This is a genomic window from Pseudomonas putida NBRC 14164 (assembly GCF_000412675.1).
Classification (GTDB): domain Bacteria; phylum Pseudomonadota; class Gammaproteobacteria; order Pseudomonadales; family Pseudomonadaceae; genus Aquipseudomonas; species Aquipseudomonas putida.
Genome location: NC_021505.1, coordinates 3,183,506 through 3,201,796, shown reverse-complemented (window position 1 = coordinate 3,201,796; position 18,291 = coordinate 3,183,506). Strand labels below are relative to the sequence as shown.

The following is an 18,291-nucleotide window of genomic DNA, read 5'->3' as shown; positions in this document are numbered from 1 at the left end:
CAATGCTCAGTCGCCAGGGCGGTACAGGTGCGCGTGCCCGGCACGGTACAAGGCCGACTCGGCGAATGGAGTGTCCCCGAGCACATGGCCTACCAGGATCAGCGCCGTGCGGCGAAAATCCTTGGCTGCGACGCGCTCGACGATATCGCCAAGGGTGCCGCGCACCCAGTCCTGGTCAGGCCATGTGGCACGATGGACCACCGCCACCGGGCAGTGCGCGCCATAGTGCGGTAGCAGTTGTTCGACGATTCGCGACAGGTGCTTGACCCCCAGGTGAATCGCCAGGGTGCTGCCATGGCGCGCAAGGTCGCCCAGTTGTTCGCCGGGTGGCATTGGCGAACTGTCGCCATAGCGGGTGAGGATCACCGTCTGCGCGACCTGTGGCAGGGTCAGCTCGCAGCCAAGCAGAGCGGCGCTGGCCGCCGTGGCCGTGACCCCGGGTATGATCTGGTAATCGATGCCCAGCGCCTGCAGGTGGCGGATCTGCTCACCGATGGCGCCGTACAGGCTGGGGTCGCCGCTGTGCACCCGGGCCACGTCCTGGCCTTGTTCGTGCGCGCTGCGCATGGCGGCGATGATCTGCTCCAGGTGCAACTCGGCACTGTTGATCACGGTCTCGGCCTGGTGGCCGTCGAGCACGGCAGCAGGTACCAGTGAGCCGGCATAGATGATCACCGGGCACTGGCGGATCAGCCGTTGGCCCTTGACCGTGATCAGTTCCGGGTCGCCGGGGCCGGCACCGATGAAATACACCGTCATGGAAAGTCCTTGCAAGAAAGAGGAGCGAATTGTTCAGCAGGCCAGGGCGAGGGTCGCCGGGCCCAGTACCTGGCGGGTCAGCAGCAACCGGGCTGTGCTCCCGGGCTGCTCGCTGGCGAGGGCCAGCGCCGCGCTTTCGGCCACGCCCCAGCAGCCGCTGTGGGCATGGGCTGTGGCAGAGCGGTGGCTGAGCAGCGGCTCAAAGGCTTGCAGTTGTGCGCTATGGTACAGCACCAAAGGCAAGCCAAGGCGTTCGGCCAGTTGCTGCAAGCCGGCTTCGTCGGCCTTGAGGCTGATACTGGCAATGCCGCGCAGGTCGGCAAGCGCCAGGCCCTGGCTAGCCAGGGCTTGGTGCAGCAGGGTTTGCAGGGTGTCCGCCGGGCAGCCCCGGCGGCAGCCGAAGCCGGCGTAGAACGCTGGCATCAGGCCTGGCTGGAGCGGCGGAACAGCCACGCACTGAGCAGGCCCAAGGCTACCCAGAATGCAGCGTTGGTCAGCCAGGAGGCCATCTTGAACTGGGTCTCCAGTGCTTCGGGGGCCAGGCTTTCATGTACTTCGGGCTGCGGAGCACCGATTACATGGGGGATTACCAGCAGCACGGCGCCCAGCGCCTTCAGTAGCCAGTGGCGGGCGAACACCAGCAAGGCCAGGCCAAGGGCCGTGGCGCTGGCCGTGCCAATCCACCAGGCCTGGCGTTGCCCCAGGTCGGCGGCAGCAGTGCCGGGCAGCTCCGGTGGCAGCCCCAACGTCGGGGCCAGGCAGAACACGGCAAAACCGGCCAGGCCCCACAGCGCACCGGTGCCGGCACGCTGCGGTTCGCGCAGGCTGTACAGGGCGGCGAGAATAAGGGCGAAGCCGACTGCGACCACCAGGTTGCCCCCGGTGGTGGACAGCACCCGCTGCCAACCGTCTTCCGGCGACCAGGCTTCGGCGCTGTGCTCATGGGCGGCCACTTCGCCACCATGTTCGTGCTGTGCGGCAGGGGCCGAGGATTCGTAGGTTTCCGCCTCAAGAATCAGCGGGGCGACCCAGAAGCTTTGCAGCAGGGTCAGCAGCAGGGCCGCAAGCAGCCCGCTGAAGCCCGCGGTACGGGCAATGCGCGTGATCATCAGGCGTACTCAGTGGCAGGGGAAGGCGGCGCTGTGGCGGGTGTCGTGGGCGGCGTTGTGCACGGCCTCGATGTGCGAAAAGCCGGCGAAGTACACCAGGCACAGGCCCAGCAGGCTGGCGCCGACGGCGATGACGACGCGCTGGCTGAGGGTGACGGGTGTGGCAAGGCTGTGCTGCTTGGTGCTGGTGACGGGCATGACGCGTTCCTCTGCTTTTTGTGGGCAACGGGCAAGCGCGGCATCCCCGATGCGTGGCCGCCCAGGGGAATGCAACAGCGCCCGCCCTCCGCGGGGTGTTCATGAACGCCAGGCCGGTCTCCGGGCTTGCGAGGAGGAGCAGGGCTCCTGGAAAGCGTCACCTTCCCATGCCGGACTACATGGCACAGTGGTACAGACGCTTCACTCGCTTACCGTTGCGGGGGCAGCACCGGCATTGTCCGGCCCTGCTGGAGGGCCTGGGACGCACCGGTTTCCCGTTTCACCCCCTGTGGGGGCACCTGAACGTGAGGCATAAGGAGAGCATGGGGGCGGGGTTTGCGTCAATTGCCAAGTACCGAAGGTGCAAGGCACACCTGTGGGAGTGGGTTTACCCGCGAACACCGGCTTTGTCGGTGCCATGCACCGGGTTGGATGCTTCGCGGGTGAACCCTCTCCCACAGGCCAGGAGCAAATGTGCAGATGCTTCAGAAGTCATAGGCCAGCTTGGTGTACCAATAGCCGCCACCTGGGTGGAACGGTGGGTTGCCGTACGCCGCCTGGTTGCCGTTGGCGTTGTACACGCCGTTCTTGTCGGGTCGCACATTGAAGATGTTGGTGCCACCCACACTGACGGTCAGGCTGTCGAACAGCAGGTAGGACAGGTCCAGGTCGGTGATCCACTTGGCGCCGAAGGTGCGGTCCTGGGCCTGGTTCTGCTGCCAGGTTTCGACCTTGCCGTAGCGGGTGGTCTGCAAGGTGCCGGTGAAGCTGCCCAGCAACCACTGGCTGCCCAGTACCCATTTGGTTCTCGGCGAGGCTGCCACCAGGTCGCCCTCGCGGCCATGGCCGACCACGTCGATACCGGCGGCGGCCAGCGCTGCGGGCGTACCCCGGGTGCCGCGTACGGTCGTCTTGTTCCAGTTGAAGCCCAAGGTCCAGCGCACATCGCCCCAGGCACCGAACTCGCTGGTGTGGTCGCCCACCAGGTCGAGGCCGCGGGTGCGGGTGTCGAAGGCGTTGGTGTAGTAGTTGATCCAGGTTGTGCGTGCCAGGCCCAGCGATTCGAGGATGTCGCCAATGGCACCGGCACCGTTCTGCCGGTCGTAGAGGTTTTCGGTGAGCAGGATGCGGTCGTCAATGTCGATCAGGTAAGTGTCCAGGGTAACGCTGGTGCGGTGCGCCGGTTGCCAGGTCAGGCCAAGGCCGGCGTTGCGCGATTTCTCCGGGTCGAGCTTGTCGCCGCCGAATGCCAGCGCGGCGGCACTGCCGGGCGCCACGGTGCGGCGCAAGGCCGGCACTACGTTGCCGTCGGCGTCCAGCGCGGTGCGGTTGTCGCTGACGGTGTAGCCGCTCTGGGTCAGCGACGGGGCGCGGAAGCCGCTGCCCAGAGTGCCGCGTACCGCCACGGTTTCGCTCAGTTCATAGCGTGAATTGAGCTTGAAGCTGGCGGTGTTGCCCGAGTCGTCGTCGTAGTGCTCGACGCGCGCGGCGGCGCCCAGGTACCAGCGCGGCGTCAGGTCCAGGCCGAGGTCGATGTAGGCGGCATAGTTGTTGCGCTTCACATCGGCCTCGTCTTCCGGGCGAATGGTCAGCGCAGCCTGGGCGCCCACGGCGGTCTGGCCGTTGGCCAGCGCATAGAGCGGGTTGGGGCGCCCGTCTGCCAGGGTAGCCGGGTAGGTGTAGGGCCCGACGCTGTAGGCGATGGGGTCGCCGGCAAAGGTCTGGAAGCGCTCCCAGCGGTGCTCCAGGCCGGCCGAGACGCGGGTCGGTACCGCCAGGCCGAACAGGCCGTCGAAGGCGCGGGTGAGGTCCAGGTTGTTCACCCACTGGTCAAACCGCAAGGTTGCCAGGTCATCGAACGAGGTTGGCGAGGCCGGGCCGTAGGTGGGGTTGATGGTCAGGTCGCTGGACTGCTGGTTCTTGTTGCGCCCGTAGGTGGTGGACAGGTCCCAGTCCCAGGCACCGGCGGCGCCACGTGCGCCGAGCAGCCACTGGTAGTCGGTGTCCTTGATGTTGTTGAGCGGGAAATACCCGTCGGGGAACAACTCCGGGATCGAGGCGTTGCTGTTGGGCAGGCGGTAGTTGTTGAAAGCCTCCAGCTTGCGCTCGGCATAAGTGGCGAATGAATACAGCTTCAAATCGTCGCTGATGGGCAACTCGGCGTTGTAACCGAGGTTGAAGGCGCGCAGGTCAGGGTCGCCGTTCTTCACCGCCCGGTGGTCCCAGGCGGCCTGGCGGTCGTCTTCGAAGTAGGCGCGGTAATCGGGGGCGGCCTTGTCGATCCAGTTGGCGGTGCCGCGCTTGCGTGCCTCGCCCGACAGGTGCAGGAAACCGCCGTCACCCAGGCTGAAGCCCTGGTCGCCCGCCAGCTTGATGGTTTCGCCCTGGCCGCTGTACAGCTGGCCGTAACTGCTTTCGTAGTGGCCGCCGCTGCTGGCGCTCTTGAGGATGATGTTGATCACTCCGGCCACCGCATCCGAACCGTACTGGGCGGCGGCGCTGTCTTTCAGAACCTCGATGTGCGACACCGCGCTGACCGGGATCATGTCGATATCAACGGCGTTGGCACCGCTGTTGTCGGTCGAGCCGCTGGCCGGCACGGCGCTGTTGTGGCGGCGTTTTCCATTGACCAGCACCAGGGTGTAGGCCGGGCCCAGGCTGCGGTTGCTCAGTGGCCGCACGCCGGATTGGAAGCCGGCAATGTTGGTGCCGAAGTTGAACGAGGGCAGTAGTTTGGAGATGGCCTCGGACAACTCGGCGCGGCCGGTACGCAATAGCTGCTCGCTGCTGATCACGTCGATGGGGGCCGGGCTGTCGGCGACGGTGCGCTGGTTGCCTCGCAGGCCGGTGGAGATCACCGTGACGGTGTCCAGGCGCGGGTCTTCGGTAGTTGGGGCGGCATTGGCGAAGGGGGTGAGCAGGCAGGCCAGGGGCAGGGCGAAAAGCGGTGTTCTAGACATCATGTCCTCGGAGTACGGTGGAGCACGCAGGCGAATAGGCGCCAGGTCCTGATAAGGCTGGCGTAGGGTGTTGGGGAAGTGTTTGCCTGCACCGGCCTCTTCGCGGGCATGTCGAGGCGTCGAACCGCCGCGAAGAGGCTGGTGAAGCGAATGGAGATCTAGGCTGTGCGGGTGCTGCGTCCAGCCTCATGCTGTTCTACCAACGCCCGAATACGGGGAATGAGGTCCTGCCCGTATTCCACCGCATCGCGCAGCTGGTCAAAGCCGCGGAACAGGAAGGTGGTCACCCCCAGTTCGTAGTAGGCCAATGCGGCCTCGGCCACCTGGTCTGCAGTGCCTACCAGCGAGGTGGAGTTACCGGCACCGCCGCCCAACGCAGCAATCTCGGTCCACAGCCGGGTGTCATGCACCTTGCGCTGGCTGGCCAGTTGCACCAGGCGTTCGGAGCCGGTGTTGCTCTTGCCGAAGTTTTTCTCGCGGCGGTTGCCCTGACGGATGCCGATGCGTTCCTGGGCATCGGCCAGAATACGCTCGGCGCGGGCCCAGGCTTCGGCCTCGGTGCCGCCCAGGATCGGTCGCAACGACAAGCTGAAGCGGATGTGCTTCTCGCGCCCGTAGCGGGCGGCAGCCTTGCGCACCTTGGCGATGCGCTCGCGTACCTGATCCAGCGGTTCGCCCCACATCATGTAGACGTCGGCGTGCTTGGCGGCCACTTCAACCGCGGCGTCTGACGCACCGGAGAAGTAGATGGGCAAATGCTGCACCGGTTTGACCAAGGTCAGGTTGTCTTCAACGCGGTAGTGAGTGCCCAGGTGGTCGAACGGCTCCTGGCGGGTCCAGGTGTTGCGCAGTACCTGCAGGTACTCATCGGTGCGGGCATAACGGGCATCCTTGTCGAGGAAGTCGCCATCGCGCTGCAGGTCGCCGCTATCGCCGCCGGTGATGACGTTGATCGATGCCCGGCCCCCGCTCAATTGGTCAAGGGTGGCGAACTGGCGGGCAGCGAAAGTTGGCGCCTGGAAGCCCGGGCGGTGGGCGACCAGCAGGCCGATACGCTCGGTAAGCGCTGCCACGTAGCTGGCCAGGATCATCGAATCCGGCGCACTGGTGTTGACTGCCAGCAATGCCTTGTCGAAGCCGCCATATTCCTGGGCCTGGGAGAAGGCCTTGATGAACTCAAGATCAACCAGCGGGCCACGTGGCGCCTGGGATTCGCTGCTTTCCTGCGGGCCGATGAGGCCGATGAATTCGAGGCTCATGGAACAAAACTCCTTGTCTGGGTAGGCTCAGGCAACCGCTGCCTGGCTGCGGCGCAGGGTGTTGCGGTTTTCCGGCACGCTGAGGCCGAAATTGTCGCGCAGGGTTTTACCGGTGTACTCACTGCGCACCAGGGCACGGGCTTGCAGCAGCGGTACCACGTGTTCGGTGAAGTACTGCAGGCCGTCGGGTAGCAACGAGTTGATGATGAAACCGTCGGCAGCGTCGTTTTCGAACCAGTGCTGCAAGGCATCGGCAACCTGCTCCGGGGTGCCGACGAAGTCTCTGCGTGGGCGCGAGAAGCGCAGTGCCAGTTCGCGCAGGCTCAGGCCTTCATCACGGGCCAGTTGCTTGAGCTGGTCCGAGGTGCCCTTGTGGCTGTCGTTGCCCAGGGTGCCCAGGTCGGGGAAGGGCGCGTCCAGGTCATGCTGGCTGAAGTCGTAGTCGTTGAAGGGGCGACCCAGGGCTACCAGGGCATCCTCGATGCTCACCAGGTTGACGGCCTGCTGGTAGCGCTGCTCGACCTCCTTGGCGTTGCGGCCGACGATGGGGCGGATGCCGGGCAGGATGAATAGTGCGTCGGGGTCGCGGCCATGGCGCGTGGCACGCTGCTTGAGGTCCTGGTAATAGGCGTGAGCGTCGTCGAACGATTCCGGGCTGACAAAAATGGCGTCGGCGTTTTGCGCCGCGAAGTTGCGACCGTCTTCCGACACGCCAGCCTGGAAGATCAGGGGCTGCCCTTGGGGCGAACGCTGGATGTTCAGTGGGCCCTTGACCTTGAAGTACTCGCCCTGGTGGCCGAGGGTGTGCAGTTTGGCCGGGTCGAAGAACTGCCCACTTTGCTTGTCGCGGGTAAAGGCGTCGTCTTCCCACGAGTCCCACAGCCCCTTGACCACATCCACATGCTCACGGGCAATCCGGTAACGCACGGCATGCGGCGGGTGTTCAGCCTTGCCGAAGTTGTCGGCGGTGCCGGAAAGCCAGGAGGTCACCACGTTCCAGCCAGCACGCCCGCCGCTGATCAGGTCCAGCGAGGCAAATTGGCGTGCCACCTGGAACGGCTCGGTGTAGCTGACCGTGACCGTGGCCACCAGGCCGATGTGCTCGGTAACCGCAGCCAGCGCCGAAAGGATGGTCAGCGGCTCGAAACGGTTGAGGTAGTGGGGGCTGGAACGGGCGTGGATGTGCAGGCTGTCGGCGATGAAGGCGAAGTCGAACTTTGCCGCCTCGGCCAGCTTGGCCTGCTGTTTGTAGAAGCCGAAATTGACACTGGCATCGGCCAACGCCTCTGGGTGGCGCCATTCGCCCCAGCCGTGGCCGACGCCATGGATCATGGCGCCCAGGCGGATCTGTCGTTTGCTCATCGGAGTACCTGTGGGTTGTGTTGCAAAGGGAATGGGGACAGCCATGCGTCACCTGGCCCGTGGGCGAAGATGAAGCAGGGGTGCGGGTGAGAGAGGTGGCATGCGTGCAAGGCTCCTGGGGTGGTCGTGGTGGACGGCCTCCGCCAGGAAAGGGGTCGGTCTGGAGTGACCTTAGCGGGTGTGGGGCGGGGTTGTGAAAGGCTTTGTGGTTCTATGCTAATATTATTTAATGGTATTAAAATCAATGCGATGATGCATAATATGCATTTTAGGTTGCGTCAAATGCTATGGAATAACCCCGTTCATTGGGGGCGTTCTTAATGCTCTCTTCAATCATGCGCTTCGAAATTTTTTAGCGTCTTGTGGTGTGAATTCTACGAATGAGTAAGCCCGTGGGCGTTGTGGTGTTGTCTCCGCAATGCCTTCATAAGGTTCGGATAAAAGCCCGAAACTGAAGGTGCCAGGTTCTACGCCGTTTACCATCGTTGCGTCGCCGATGCCGGGAATAGCGCTGACCTTGACATTGTTCTGATTTGAGAATTTTTGCCCAAACGATTCGCCGTAGCCTCCTAGGCAAGTGGCAAAAATGACTTTCCTGTATTTCTGAAGATTTATATTTTTGCTCGTTAGCCATGTGGCGAATTCAAATGGGCCCATGGCGACGTCGTCGATTAGTATTTTATTCTCGTTGCCATGAGTGTATATCAATAGCTTGGGCTTTTTAAAAAGACCAGGTTTGGATTCATAGACCCCAAAATTTTCATCGAATGCTTGAATTTTTCTGAAACCGTATTGGAACCGACGCATCTTGGTTCCATGGAGTATCGGAGCCGACGGCGCGTGACCGTCTAGATCGAGCAGATTAACCGGGTCGTTGCGAACATAGGTGTAGGCATTGATGCCCCCTTTAGCAAAAGGGCTGAGGTTGTCAGGGCTCGAAAAACGCATACATTTTGTTGAAAGCCAACGGTATCCTGCGCCCAAACCGTACATGCCTGTCACAGCGTCGCAGTGCTCGCCGTTAAAGCCTACAGGCAGTTCCCCGGTCGCTTGGTTGAAGCCAAAAGGGGTGTAAGACAGTGAGTGCAGGACGTGGCCGCGAGCCTCCACGACGGAGGATTGCATTTTGTCTGAGGCAATTATACTAATAGAGGAGTGTGATCTGTATTGGATGGCGAGCGCCTGTCGGCTTTGATTGAATATTCGAGTAGTTCTGGAAGATTGAACCAAGGCAGTGGGTTTGCCAGACTGATAAAATATAAACATGAATAGAGCCTCCTGATTTCAATCTAGCTTGATGGGATGCCCACAGCCTTGCAACTGGCAAAAATATCAGGCTGTGGGGCGCTAGAACTCAAGCCGCAGCAGAGGCTGGGCGCCCAGGAATGGCAGCAATCAACTCCCGCGTATACTCGCTCGCCGGCCGCTCGAAAACCTGCTCCACCGCCCCGTGTTCCACCACTTGACCCTTGCGCAATACCAGCACCTGGTCGGCCATGCTCGCTACCACCGCCAGGTCATGCGATACCAGCACATAAGCCATGCCCAACTCTCGTTGCAGCTCATCCAGCAGTGCCAGAATCTGCGCCTGCACCGACACATCCAGGGCACTGACGGGCTCGTCGAGCAGCAACAGTTCTGGCTGTAGCGCCAGCGCCCGGGCAATCGCCACGCGCTGGCGCTGGCCGCCGGACAGTTCGCGGGGCAGGCGGTCCAGGTAATGCAAAGGCAGGTGCACGCGTTCGATCAGTTGACGCGCGCGTTGCTCCAGGGCCGCACCTTTGAGCAGGCCAAACGACACCAGCGGCTCGACGATGCTGTCGAACACCGTGAAACGCGGGTCGAGGGCAGCGAAGGGGTTTTGCTGCACCAGTTGCATGCGTCGGCGCAAGGGGCGGAACTGGCGCCAGCCGTGGCCCGTGACATCCTGCTGGTCGAACAGCACGTGGCCTTGGCTGGGCGTTTCCAGGCCCAGGGCAATGCGCAGGGCGGTGCTCTTGCCCGAACCGGATTCACCGACGATGGCCAGCGTTTGCCCCGGGTGAACCTGCAAGTCCAGGCCCTGCAGCGCGACAAAGCTTTTGTCCTGCCCTTTGACCTTGGGCAATTCGAACGTTTTGCCAACACCCTGCAGGCTCAGGATCGGCTTTGAGCCCGGCGCCAGTTGGCGGGGCTGGCGACGAGCGCTGAATGCCGGTGCGGCATTGAGCAGGGCGCGGGTGTACGGGTGCTGCGGTGCCTGCACGATCTGCGCGGGTGGGCCTTGCTCCACCAGTTCGCCCTGTTTCATCACCAGCAGGCGGTCGGCGCGGTCGGTGGCCATGCCCAGGTCGTGGGTGATGATCAGCAACGAGATGCCACGCTCGGCCACCAGCCGCTGCAAGTGATCGAGGATCTTGCGTTGCACGGTCACGTCCAGCGCGCTGGTGGGTTCGTCGGCGATGATCAGCCGTGGGTTACCGGCCAGGGCGATGGCGATCAGCACCCGCTGGCGCATACCGCCAGAGAGTTCGTGCGGGTACTGGCGGGCGCGCACCGCCGGGTTGTCGAGGCCAACCTGGGCTAGTAACTCCAGCACATCGGCATCGACGCTGCGCGAGCGGCCGCCTTGGGCCAGCACTAGCGCCTCGCCGATCTGCTGGCCAATGCGCAGGGTGGGGTTGAGGCTGACCATCGGGTCTTGCGGCACCAGGCCGACGGTACGCCCACGCAGCTGGCGTTTCTGCCGTTCGCTGGCGCGCACTACATCCAGCCCGTCGACCCACAGTTGGCCACTGTCGATGCGCGCCGTGCCCGGTAGCAGGCCGAGCAGGGCGTTGGCCAAGGTCGACTTCCCCGAGCCTGACTCGCCGACAATGGCCACGGTCTCGCCCTGGGCCAGGCTGAAGGCAAGGTGCTTGACGGCCTGCGTAGCCTGGCCGGAGGCCTGATAGCTGATGCTGAGGTCGCGTACCACAAGCAATGGCTGGTCGTTCATCGTGGGTGCTCCTCGAAGGTGCGGGCAAGGTGGTTGAGGCTGAATACCACGGCGACCACGAACAGGCCGGGCAGCAGCGACACCCAGGGAGCGGTGATCAGGAAGTGCCGGCCGTTGGCAATCAAGGTGCCCCATTCGGCCGCTGGCGGTGCTGCGCCAAAACCGAGGAAACTCAGGCCGGCCGTAGCCAGGATGGCGGCGCCGAAGTCCAGCGTGGCCAGCACGGCCACCGGCGCCCAGGCATTGGGCAGCACATGCCGCAGCAAGGTGCGGCGCCAGCTGGCGCCACCCAGGCGTGCGGCCTCGACATAGGGCAAGGTCTTGACCCGCAGCACTTCGCCGCGGGTGGTGCGGGCAAAGCCGGGGATGATGCCGACGCCCACGGCGATCGCCACCGGCACCGTGCCAAAACCGATGGCGGTGACAATGGCCAGGGCCAGCAGCAGGCCGGGCAGGGCCAGCAGCACATCGACCAGGCGCATGAGGGCGGCATCCAGGCGCCCGCCGGCGAACCCGGCGAGTACGCCCAGGCTCAACCCGCCTGCCAGGGCAATGCCAACCGCCAGCAGTGCGGCCTGCACCGACAGGCTGGCGCCATAGACCACGCGGGTGTACAGGTCGCGGCCAAGCTCGTCGGTGCCGAACCAGTGGACGGCGCCAGGGGCGCGCAGCTTGTCGACGGGGGACGTGGAGTAAGGGTCGAAGCTGGTCAGCCAGTGCGGCGCGAGAGCCGCCAGCAGGGCGAACAGCACCACCAGCAGCGCCAGGCTGAAGCCCGGGCGCGCCAGCAAAGGGACGAGTGCCTGGCCCAGGCGCTGCAGGCGTGTGCGGCGCTTCCAGGTGGCTGGGGGGGCGGCGGCACGCAGGGGGTGAGTATCGGCGGTCATGGTCAGGTCACCTTCGTGGCGTGGGCGATGCGGGGGTCAAGGTACGGGTACAGCAGGTCGACGATCAGGTTCACCAGCACGAAGGCCGCTGCTGACACCGCGACAATCGCCAGCACTACCGGGATGTCCTGGCGCAGCACGGCTTCCTGGGCCAACCGGCCGACGCCATTGCGCGAAAATATGGTCTCGACCAGTACTGCCCCGGACACCGTGTTACCCACCTGTAACCCGACCAGGGTAAGGATCGGCAGGGCCGCATTGCGCAGGCCGTGCCGCGCCTGTACCTGCGCACGGCTCAGTCCCTTGGCGAATGCGGTGGCGATGTACGGCTCCTGCCATACGCTTTGGAAGCCGCGCTGCAATACCTGGGCGTACACCGCAGCACTGGGGATGGCCAGGGTCACGGCCGGCAGCACCAGGCTGGCAAAGCCCTGGTTGCCGGTGGCCGGGAACCAGCCCAGGCCGAAGGCGAACACCTGGATCAGCAGCAGCCCCATCCAGAACACCGGTACGGAAAAGCCCAGTGACGGCAAGCGTGACAGCGCCACTTTCAGCGGCTGCCATTGCAGGTAGGCGGTGAGGTAGGCCAGGCCGATGCCGCCAAGCACCGACAGCGCGATGGCAAAGCCGGCCAGGGCCAGGGTTTGCGGCAGGCGCTCGGCCAGCAGCGCGGTCACCGGCCGGTTCAGCGACAACGACTGGCCCAGGTCGCCGTGCAGGGCCCGCCACAGCAGGTCGAAGTACTGCTCGAAGATACCCTTGTCCAGCCCGTAGTAGGCACGGGCTTTGGCCAGGTCCTCGGCCGACAGGCCATCGGCTTCCATGCCCGATGCACTGAGCATGATCGCCAGGGTGTCACCGGGCAGCAGATAGAGGATGAAGTAGGTGATGGTGTAGGCGCCCCACAACACTAGCAGCGCCTGGCCGATGCGGCCGATCAGGTAGCGGTTCATGGCTGCGCGACCTGGATGTCGCTGAGGAAGGCAAAGCCTTCGGCTGTCCAGCGGAAGTCCTTGACCCGTGGTGCGGTGGCGGCTTGCCACACGCGCTCGTACAGCGGGAACGCCGAGGCTTCGTCAACCAGCAGGTCTTGCAGCTGGCCATAGGCCTGGGCGCGTTGATCGTCGCGGGTGGCGGTAATGCCGCTGTCGAACAAGGTTTGCGCCTGCGCCAGGGTGTGTGGCTCGTAAGTGTTTGTGGCCAAGGTGGCACTGCTGGCGGCGCGCGGGTCGAGGATGGTCTGCAGGATGATCGGGTCGGCGCGGGTCATGTAGGTGGAGGTGAGATCGTAGTTGCCCGAGGCGTTGCCGGCCACCCATTCGGCACGGGTCAGCACGTTCAGCTTGAGGTCGATGCCGACCTTGCGCAGTTGGTCTTGCACCAGCACATCGCCGGCACTTTCGGCGGGGGTGAGGTTGTAACGCAGGGTCAGGCGTTTACCGTCCTTGTGCCGGTAGCCGTCGTCACCCTTGCTCCAGCCGGCGGCGTCCAGCAGGCGCTCGGCGCCCTGCGGGTCGTAGGCCAGCTTGTCGGCCTGGGGCTTGAAGTACGGCGTGGTCACGTCATACACCCCGGTCACCACCGGGAACTCGGCGTTGTATACGGTGTGGGCGTAGCTGGTGCGGTCGATGGCCTTCTGCAGGGCCAGGCGCACCTGGCGATCGCCCAGCAGGCGGTTGTTGCGGGTGTTGGGGTAGAGGTTGAGCGCCGGGCCTGGCAACGATCGGCTCTGGATGGTCGCGCCTTTTGCCTGGAACAGCTTCAGGTCAACTTCGGAAAACGGGTTGCGTGGCCAGAGGATGTCGGCCTTGCCTTGCAGGAACAGGCCGTTGCGCACGCTTTCTTCGGGGATGTAGCTGATGTCCACGCGGTCCAGGTGGGCGGCGCCGGGGTTTTTGACGTTGGCGGAGGCCCAGGCATAATCCGCCCGCTTGACCAGGCGTGCACCTACTTCCGGGGTGTAGTGTTCGAGGATGAACGGGCCGGTGCCGATGATCTTGCCCAGCGAACGCTCCTGGGCAGTGAGCGCGTAGGAGGCCGGAGCGAGGATTGCCAGGTTGGTGGTGGACGTGGCCTGCAGGAAGCCGGCGTTGGGCCGTGAAAGCACCAGGCGGACGGTGAACGGATCGACCACTTCGGCATGGTCAAAACCGGCCAGGTAGGTGGCGCCGAACGTGGCAGGCAGTTGCGCCGCGAAAGCCTTGTTGCTGTCGAAGGCGGTTTTCACGGCTTGGGCGTCGAAGCGCTCGCCATTGCTGAAGGAGACGTCCTGGCGCAGGTGGAAGGTGTACTGAAGCGCGTCGTCGCTGACCTCCCAGCTGCTGGCCAGCCAAGGGATGATGCGGCCTGTGGCCGGGTCCTGGTCGGTGAGCGATTCGGCGACGTTGCGCAGTAGTACGCGGTGCTCCAGCCAGTAGACCTGGAACGGGTCGACGCTGACCAGCGTGGTGTTGTCGCCCCAGAAGGCGATGTTCAGGGTTTTGCTGGTGGCATCTTCGCCGGAGGGGGAGCAGGCGGCGAGCGTGAAGGCCAGGGTGGCGCAGGCCAGCAGGCTTCTGGCCATGTGAAGTGGAGGCATTGGGCGTTCCTTCAAGGGGATATGAGGTGTTTGTTCGGGCCCTATCGCCGGCCAGCCAGCTCCCACAGGACCAGCACAGGCCTGAATCCGATGGAATTCCTGTGGGAGCTGGCTGGCCGGCTATAGGGCCGGTACAGGCCACAGCAAACCTGTCAGTCCTGGTAATCCAGCCCCTCCCGGTCCAACTGCCGGATCAGCGCATCCCAGTGCCGCTGGATCCCTTCACCCAACCCGTCGGAAAACCGCTTGGACTGCTCATGCACCTTGGCGATCGCCGCCGGCGCAGCATGCAGCAACTGGTCGTTGCCCCCGGCCTGCGCCGCTACCTGGATGTTGCAGGCACGTTCCAGCCCGTGCAATTCACGGAAGGCATGCTCCACGCTGACCCCCCCGGCGAGCAGCCCATGGTTGCGCAGAATGAGGATGTTGCTGTCGCCCAGGTTGGCCACCAGCCGCTGCTGCTCGTCCAGGTCCAGGGCGACGCCTTCGTAGTCGTGGTACGCCACCCGGCTGTAGTACGCCAGGGCGTGCTGCGAGATCGGCAGCAGGCCGTCGCGCTGCGCCGACACCGCCGCGCCATCTCGGGTGTGGGTGTGCAGCACGGCCTTGAGGTCATGCCGGGCGCGGTGGATCGCGCTGTGAATCACATAGCCTGCCTGGTTGATGCCCAGGCCCAGCGGGTCGTCGATGATGGTGCCATCCACGTCCACCTTCACCAGATTGGACGCGGTGATCTCGTCGAACAGCAAGCCAAAGGCATTGATCAGAAAGTGCTCGTCAGGCCCCGGCACGCGTGCCGAGAAGTGCGTGTAGATGTGGTCGGTCCAGCGGAACAGCGCGGCCAGGCGGTAGGCGGCGGCCAGCTTGACACGCACCTCCCATTCTTCGGCGCTGACCCGCTGGCGTACGGTGTTTTCCTGGGCGATGACGACAGACAGTGCAGTCATGGTGTTCTCCAATAGGTGTGGGTTCAGTAGCCGCGCTGGGTGTCGACCAGGTTGTGCAGCGGTGCTTGTTCGCGGTAACGGGCGAAATTGTCGAGAAACGCGTCGAGCAGGGCCGGGTAGCCGTCCTCGGAAATGGCCGAGGTGTGCGGTGACAGGAACACCCGAGGGTGCTGGTAGAGCGGGTGGCCCGCTGGTAGCGGCTCCGGGTCGGTGACATCGAGGCTGGCGCGACCGATCAGCCCGTTGTCCAGGGCTTCGAGCAGGGCGCCCTGGTCGAGCAGCCCGCCACGGGCGATGTTTATCAGGTGCAGCCCGGGTTTGGCCTGGGCCAGCACCTGGCGGTCGATCAGGCCACGGGTGGCGGGGGTGAGCGGGGCGGCGATGACCAGGTGATCGCTGCCGGCAAACAGCTGCTGCAGGCTGTCGACGCGCTGCACGCCCGGCACCTCGGCAATGGGTTGGCCTGGGCGGTTCAGCGCCAGTACCGGCATGCCCAGGGCGTTTGCCTTGCGTGCCAGGCTCTGGCCGATGCTGCCGAAACCGAAGATGCCCAAGGTGCGGCCACGCACGGGGGCCAGCGGGGTCAGGCGCCAGTCGGCGTCCTTGACCCACAGGCCCGGCAGCTGTTTGGCTGCGGCAAACACCAGGGCCAGGGCGAATTCGGCCACCTGCTCGGCATTGGCGCCGCGGCCACTGGTGACCGGCGGGCCCTGAAACACCCAGTCGGGGTAGAAGTCGATGCCCGAGGACACTACCTGCACCCAGCGCAACGCCCACGGCCAGCCCGCTGGCGGGTTGTCCACGCGGTTACCGCGTACATTGATGGGGCGCACGATGAACACATCGGCGGAGACGTCCAGCTGCAACTGGCCCGGGGCGATATCGATCACCTCATGGTCGGGCAATCGATCACGCAGGTATTGGTTGGCCGGTGCGTCCAGCTGGCTGGCGATGATCGAGTGGCTCATGCCGCCACCTCCGCCAGGGCGGCACGGCCGACATGGCCGAGCACCACGTCGTCCTGAGGCGTGTGGATGCGGCTGCACAGCACATCACGGTAGTGCCGCTCCAGCGGGTTGCGCCGCGACAGGCCTGGGTTGCCGGCAGCCTCGATGGCCAGTTCCACGGCCTGGATGGCGTTGCGGCTGACCAGGTGCTTGAGCTGCCCGGCGTGGCGCGGATCGACCTGCCCGGTCACGGCCGCGTTCAACAGGCTCTGGTTGGCGAACAGCAACGTGTCGATACGCCCGACCACGTCCTGGAAACGTGGCAGGCTGGCCAGCGGTGCACCGAGGTTGGACGGCGCGCGCTGGTTCAGGAACTGCACCAGCCAGTCGCGTGCGGCCTGGGCCACCCCGTCGTACAGCGCAGGCAGCAACACTGCCATCCACAGAAGGCCCGTGCTGTCGAGCTCGGCGCGGGGTGCGCTGGCCGGGCTGACGCTGACGGCATGATCGAGCGGGATCAGCACCTCGTCGAACTGCACTTCATGGCTGCAGGTGGCGCGCATGCCCAGGTGGTCCCAGTCTTCGATGATACGGATGCCCGGGGTGTCCTTGTGCACCAGGAAACCGCCCACCAGTGGGTCCTGGTCGTCGCTGCGTGCCCATACCAGGTACCAGGTCAGGCCATGGCTGCCGGTGGAGTAGATCTTGCGCCCGGACAACCGCCAGCCTTCGGCGGTACGCCGGGCAAGGGTGGCCGGCAGGCCGCCGCGGGCGGGTGTGCCCAGTTCGGGTTCGACGCGAAACGCGTTGATCAGTGCGCCGTCGGCCACCGCGTCGCGGGCCACTTGCAGGCGCAGGTGCTCGGGCCAGCGCTCTTCGTCCTGCAGGCGAAAGTGCTGCAGGTACTGCATGACGAGGATCAGCGCGGTGGACGGGCAACCTTTGCCGACCGCAGCAATGACCTGGCGCGCACTGGCCAGGTCGGCGCCACCGCCGGCCAATGCGCGGGGCACGGTGAAACCCAGCAGGCCGTGGCGGTGCAACAGGTCGAAGTTGTCGGCGGGGAACTGGCCGCTGCGGTCGTAGCGTTCGGCGTTGGCGGCCAGGGCCTGGGTGAGTTCGGCGAGCGCGCTGGCGGAAGGGGGGTGACTCATGGGTATTCATCCCTGGAACACGGTGGGTTTCTAAGACCGTATTCGTATGGATGATCGCTGTAAAAGTCTTTTTAGTTCTATGCTAATTATTAACTGTAAGAATTACGTTGATATTTAGTTATGCGAGTTGGTTATTTTATTTCGGTGGAATGCCAGGGCTGCTGCGCAGCCCAATCGCGACGAAAGGTCGCTCCCACGGTGATCGCGCGAACTTTTGGATTTTGAACAAGGCAGTTGTTCTCACAAGGGATTGCGCTTTCAGCTCACCCGCACAGTTGCTGCCCGGCCACCCGGCCAAACAGCTCGACCGGCTCCTGCAGGTTGCCCAGGTAGCGTGGGTGGAACAGCCACAAATCCACCTGCGGCTTGAAGTCCGTCACACTGACCACGTCCAGCGCATCCCGGTGGCGGCTGTTATGCAACAAGGGCTCGGGCACCAGCCCAAGCCCCTGCCCATTGGCCACCAGCCCCAGTTGCAACTCGGTGCCAAAGGTCTCCAGGTTGATCGACAGCCTCAGCCCCTGTTCGCTGAGGGCGCGCTGCAACCCCGCGCGAAAGCCGCAACCATCAGGGTTGAGCACCCAGCCACGGGTGTAGCAGTCCTTGAGCTTGAGGCTGCGCTTGCCGGTACTGCCCTTGGCCGCTACCACCCGCAGCGGCATGCGGGCGATCGACTGGCTGGCGATGCCCTCGGGGAAGATCTTGCCGGGCGGGAACAGTGCCGCAGCGGCATCCAGCTCGCCGTTTTCCATGCGTGCGATCAGGCTGCTGCCCCAGCCACTGGTGACCTGGGTGCGCAGGTCGGGGTAGGTTTCCCGAATCTGTGCCAACGCATCGAGCAGCACCACATCGCCAAGGGTTTGCGGCACGCCCAGGCGCAGGGTACCGGACGGGGCCCCGTCGTTGGCCACCAGCTCGCGCAGCGAGTCGATCTCACGCAAGATCGCCTTGCACTGCTCGTAAACCCGCAGGCCCATGGGGGTGGGCTTGAGTGGCTTGGTGTTGCGGTCGAGCAGGGTGGCGCCCAGGTCTTCCTCGAAGTTCTGCACGCGGCGGGTGATGGCCGGCTGGGTCAGTTGCAGGGCCTCGGCGGCAAGGTTGGTCGACTGGCAACGGATGACCGCCACGAAGGCGTCCATGTCATCGATTTTCAT

16 protein-coding genes and 1 riboswitch are annotated in these 18,291 nt (G+C 64.6%); all 16 genes read right to left on the bottom strand.

Features of this window, described 5'->3' with window-relative positions:
• Window positions 1–6: 6 nt before the first annotated feature.
• Window positions 7–759 (bottom strand): precorrin-4 C(11)-methyltransferase, encoded by a 753-nt coding sequence (gene cobM / locus PP4_RS14210; RefSeq protein WP_016499885.1) that lies wholly within the window; start codon window positions 757–759, stop codon window positions 7–9.
• A gap of 33 nt (window positions 760–792) precedes the next feature.
• Window positions 793–1,182, bottom strand: a complete 390-nt coding sequence (locus tag PP4_RS14205; RefSeq protein ID WP_016499884.1) for a cobalamin biosynthesis protein — start codon at window positions 1,180–1,182, stop codon at window positions 793–795.
• The gene (locus PP4_RS14200; protein WP_016499883.1) at window positions 1,182–1,868 is read right to left on the bottom strand and encodes a CbtA family protein; all 687 of its coding nucleotides are present in this window, start codon (window positions 1,866–1,868) and stop codon (window positions 1,182–1,184) included. The genes PP4_RS14205 and PP4_RS14200 overlap by 1 nt, the downstream gene beginning before the upstream one ends.
• A gap of 9 nt (window positions 1,869–1,877) precedes the next feature.
• Window positions 1,878–2,066 carry a CbtB domain-containing protein gene (locus tag PP4_RS14195; RefSeq protein ID WP_016499882.1) on the bottom strand — a complete coding sequence of 63 codons (189 nt, stop codon included), beginning with the start codon at window positions 2,064–2,066 and terminating at the stop codon, window positions 1,878–1,880.
• 94 nt (window positions 2,067–2,160) lie between these two features.
• A riboswitch (cobalamin riboswitch) is annotated at window positions 2,161–2,384 on the bottom strand.
• 167 nt (window positions 2,385–2,551) lie between these two features.
• Window positions 2,552–5,026, bottom strand: coding sequence for a TonB-dependent receptor plug domain-containing protein (locus PP4_RS14190; RefSeq protein ID WP_016499881.1), 2,475 nt, complete (start codon window positions 5,024–5,026; stop codon window positions 2,552–2,554).
• Window positions 5,027–5,184: 158 nt separating this feature from the next.
• A complete protein-coding gene (locus tag PP4_RS14185) occupies window positions 5,185–6,285 on the bottom strand; it encodes an LLM class flavin-dependent oxidoreductase (RefSeq protein WP_016499880.1) in 1,101 nt (366 codons plus the stop codon).
• Between the two features lie 27 nt (window positions 6,286–6,312).
• On the bottom strand, window positions 6,313–7,647 hold the full coding sequence (locus PP4_RS14180) for an LLM class flavin-dependent oxidoreductase (RefSeq protein ID WP_016499879.1): 1,335 nt from the start codon (window positions 7,645–7,647) through the stop codon (window positions 6,313–6,315).
• A gap of 333 nt (window positions 7,648–7,980) precedes the next feature.
• On the bottom strand, window positions 7,981–8,913 hold the full coding sequence (locus PP4_RS27500; protein ID WP_049824894.1) for an RHS repeat-associated core domain-containing protein: 933 nt from the start codon (window positions 8,911–8,913) through the stop codon (window positions 7,981–7,983).
• An 88-nt stretch (window positions 8,914–9,001) separates the two neighbouring features.
• Window positions 9,002–10,624: a dipeptide ABC transporter ATP-binding protein gene (locus PP4_RS14170; RefSeq protein ID WP_016499877.1), complete on the bottom strand. Its 1,623-nt coding sequence runs from the start codon at window positions 10,622–10,624 to the stop codon at window positions 9,002–9,004.
• Complete coding sequence (locus PP4_RS14165) at window positions 10,621–11,511, bottom strand: ABC transporter permease (protein ID WP_016499876.1); 891 nt, start codon at window positions 11,509–11,511, stop codon at window positions 10,621–10,623. Before PP4_RS14165 ends, PP4_RS14170 begins: the two co-directional genes overlap by 4 nt.
• Window positions 11,512–11,513: 2 nt before the next feature.
• Window positions 11,514–12,464, bottom strand: coding sequence for an ABC transporter permease (locus tag PP4_RS14160; protein WP_016499875.1), 951 nt, complete (start codon window positions 12,462–12,464; stop codon window positions 11,514–11,516).
• Window positions 12,461–14,089: an ABC transporter substrate-binding protein gene (locus PP4_RS14155; protein ID WP_016499874.1), complete on the bottom strand. Its 1,629-nt coding sequence runs from the start codon at window positions 14,087–14,089 to the stop codon at window positions 12,461–12,463. Before PP4_RS14155 ends, PP4_RS14160 begins: the two co-directional genes overlap by 4 nt.
• Window positions 14,090–14,241: 152 nt before the next feature.
• Window positions 14,242–15,036, bottom strand: coding sequence for a class II aldolase/adducin family protein (locus PP4_RS14150; protein WP_016499873.1), 795 nt, complete (start codon window positions 15,034–15,036; stop codon window positions 14,242–14,244).
• 23 nt (window positions 15,037–15,059) lie between these two features.
• Entirely contained in the window at window positions 15,060–16,004 is a 945-nt protein-coding gene (locus PP4_RS14145; protein ID WP_016499872.1) for a D-isomer specific 2-hydroxyacid dehydrogenase family protein, read from the bottom strand.
• Entirely contained in the window at window positions 16,001–17,137 is a 1,137-nt protein-coding gene (locus tag PP4_RS14140) for an acyl-CoA dehydrogenase family protein (protein ID WP_016499871.1), read from the bottom strand. Before PP4_RS14140 ends, PP4_RS14145 begins: the two co-directional genes overlap by 4 nt.
• Window positions 17,138–17,400: 263 nt before the next feature.
• The gene (locus PP4_RS14135) at window positions 17,401–18,291 is read right to left on the bottom strand and encodes a LysR family transcriptional regulator (RefSeq protein WP_016499870.1); all 891 of its coding nucleotides are present in this window, start codon (window positions 18,289–18,291) and stop codon (window positions 17,401–17,403) included.